The sequence below is a fragment of the Methanospirillum stamsii genome, assembly GCF_003173335.1.
GTDB lineage: Archaea > Halobacteriota > Methanomicrobia > Methanomicrobiales > Methanospirillaceae > Methanospirillum > Methanospirillum stamsii.
This window is the reverse complement of sequence record NZ_QGMZ01000057.1, coordinates 1-2,798: the sequence shown is the minus strand read 5'-3', so window position 1 is coordinate 2,798 and position 2,798 is coordinate 1. Positions and strand designations below refer to the sequence as shown.

General features: G+C 41.3%; 3 protein-coding genes. 1 reads left to right on the top strand and 2 read right to left on the bottom strand.

From position 1 onward, the window contains the following. Positions 1-944: ATP-binding protein (locus DLD82_RS17255; RefSeq protein WP_181391515.1), on the bottom strand; the 944-nt coding region annotated here is incomplete at its 3' end. Between the two features lie 272 nt (positions 945-1,216). On the opposite strand from DLD82_RS17255, the gene DLD82_RS17250 reads away from it, so the two are divergent. Then, a complete protein-coding gene (locus tag DLD82_RS17250) occupies positions 1,217-1,546 on the top strand; it encodes a hypothetical protein (protein WP_109942378.1) in 330 nt (109 codons plus the stop codon). 144 nt (positions 1,547-1,690) lie between these two features. Here DLD82_RS17250 and DLD82_RS17245 read toward each other — a convergent pair whose 3' ends face one another. Then, positions 1,691-2,692, bottom strand: coding sequence for a DUF6398 domain-containing protein (locus tag DLD82_RS17245; RefSeq protein WP_109942377.1), 1,002 nt, complete (start codon positions 2,690-2,692; stop codon positions 1,691-1,693). Between the last annotated feature and the right edge of the window lie 106 nt (positions 2,693-2,798).

Genomic DNA, 2,798 nt, shown 5'->3' with positions numbered 1-2,798 from the left:
CCCAGGAGTTCATCGCCTGCAATAAGCCCGTCAAATTCTGCAGGAAGGCGGGGTTTCTTCTGCCAGAGGGTGATGAGAAATGAAGGTGTCCCGGTCTCAAACCAAAATGGCCGAAATACTCCTTTCGAGAAGAGAAGGAGAATATCAAACGGGTTATATACCGAATCGCCGGTCCATGAATACCCATTATACCATTCACGAACCTCATTGATGTCAAATCGCTGGAGATATTCAGAAAATATTGTTTCAAGATTCTGCTGAGTATAACCACAGATAGTTGAATATGCCTTATCAAGGGTGATATCATTTAAATTATTCAATCCGGAGAATATTCCTGTTTTGGCAAATTTTGAAACTCCGGTGAGAAGGACAAACTTAAGATGGAGATCGAGTGGTTTGATTGCACCATAAAAATTTTTCAGGCAATCCCGCATCTCCTGCATGAGATTGATATCTCCGATATTATCAAGAATCGGTCTGTCGTACTCATCGACGAGGATGACTACCTGTTTTCCGGTTTTTTTTGCGATTTTTGGTATGAGTGAGAGTAATCTATCTCCAGGATCTCCGGAACTTTTTTCTATTTCATAGAATTCTTCCCACCCATCAAGAGTGCTGGTCAATCTATTGATAAGATCAGAGATCTGGCTCAGTGCCCCTCCGGCAAAATCAACCCGAAGGACCGGATATGTTATTGTAAAGTCCCATTCTGCCTCAGGGGAATCAAGATACAGTCCGGAGAAGAGTTCTTTTCTTCCGGAAAACGCACAGTCTAGCGTATCGATAAAGAGACTTTTTCCAAACCGCCTTGGGCGGGAGAGAAAATAATACGTTCCTTTCCGGGCCAGATCGGAGATAAACCAGGTTTTATCGACATATGCATATCCTTCGGTTCTCATTTTCTCAAAGGATTGGACCCCGATTGGAAGCTTTGGAGGAGACATAGATATATCTGCTTATAAGATAAGAGCTGGGAGATTACATCTTTCTTCCGGATGTATAATTAACCATCATGAACCTTTACTCCAGCTAATATATATTCCTGGTTTTTTTCCTTTGGTTCCGGGGGCATTAGTCGATGGAGTATCCTGTTGAAAACTTCCCGATTGATGAGTTTTAGAAGAACGATACCTGAAACATTATGGAACAAATGGAAAAAATGAATACTCATACGGTGGATTTGAATATTTTGAACTTCAAATAGGCAGAAAGAAATATGGCAGAATATGGCGAGTGGAATCGGAAAGGGGCGACTCTTAGTGACAAAACAGTAATAAAAGACTATGGGGTTGACCGGGAGTTTATTGTAAAGGGAATTCGTGCCGGAAAATTGGAATTCCAGGAGCGATCAGTTTGGGGGAATCCGTATTTTGTCATATTGAGAAGACAACTTAAGCAGTATATCGCTGAGGAACTAGGAGATAACCACCTTTCTGGGATAATTAAACAAAAGAAGATCCACACGCTGAAGAAAGAGATCAACGAAACGAAACATAAATTACAGGGTCTTGAACTGGAACTGGCAGCGTTAGAGAAAAAGGAATGAAACTTAGCAGCTTACGGCGACTTATTATAGCAAGTATTTGTCACAAACCTGATCTGAAAATGAGTTAAGGTCTCGATTTAGATATCCGGGACCGTTTTTCTGCAGGAGATATCATAGCAATACAAGCAGCTCTTGAGAAACTTTTTATCCCAATAATTTCATATCAAGAGCCGTTCTTATATCTGAAGAACGAATTCGAGTCATATTTGGCTTCACTCCAAAACATGTTGCAATCATTTCAGCACAGGCCGTAGTCTTTCCTTTTTTGATAAGCCCGTTCTCCTGGTACTGGGTGAAAATAATTGCAGATGACCACAGAAGGCAATCGCCTTTGTGAAGCGGGCTTTTCAGATTCTCTGTTAGATTGTCCAGCATGAGAATACAGCTCCTGAGAATAGGGGGTGAATCATCAACCCTGCAGAAGTCCTCGATTCCTGCCCTGATTTTATCATATCTGACTCGTGAAAGGGGTTCATATTGGGGGGGTTTTTTAGGCTGAATACCATAACTCCTCTTTAATTCTTTGATGTAGAGATTAATGAGAGTTGTCGCAAATCCTGATGGATTATTGCTTTTCATATCGTCAGATTCCTTTTTATCGGATATATATGCAGAAGGAGGAAAAACCGATGTGCCCATGACTGATGTTACTTCGTCATCCTCATCTTCAATCGAATCCTGAAGATCACATTCACCATCCTCCGTTATGGATTTCTTGAAATATTGTTCAAGCAATTCATACAGATTTGGGGAAATTATCTCGTCCCTTGTCCACCCTTCCGGGTACCACCTGACTATGCGATCAGGCTCTTCAGCAAAATATTCTATTCCGAACAGGGGAGAGTTAGGAATGACCTGAATATGCTCATAACTACAGTCATGAAGAGGGAGACAATGTTTGCAGATAAGAGGAGTGCCTCCTTCGTGATAACATTCATCACAGAAAAAATCGGCTTTCGATCCGCAGATATCACAGTCATAAGGTATCTGCGAATTTCTGGCAATAACACAGATAGAACCATTAGCCGGTGTATAAGCCGGCTGCCCCTTCAAAACAGCCAGATGCAGCACCTTTGGTGAGTAGAAATTATAGGTATATATTCCGGTAATCCCTGGTTTGAAGATCTTCCCCACGCTTACATTCATCGCCGAACAGTCAGGATATGAGGTATACTCTTCTCCTTCAATTACCTAAGTTTGTGAATTTATAACTTACAAATGACTCAACCTAATTTCTGGAAACAAGTTTGTG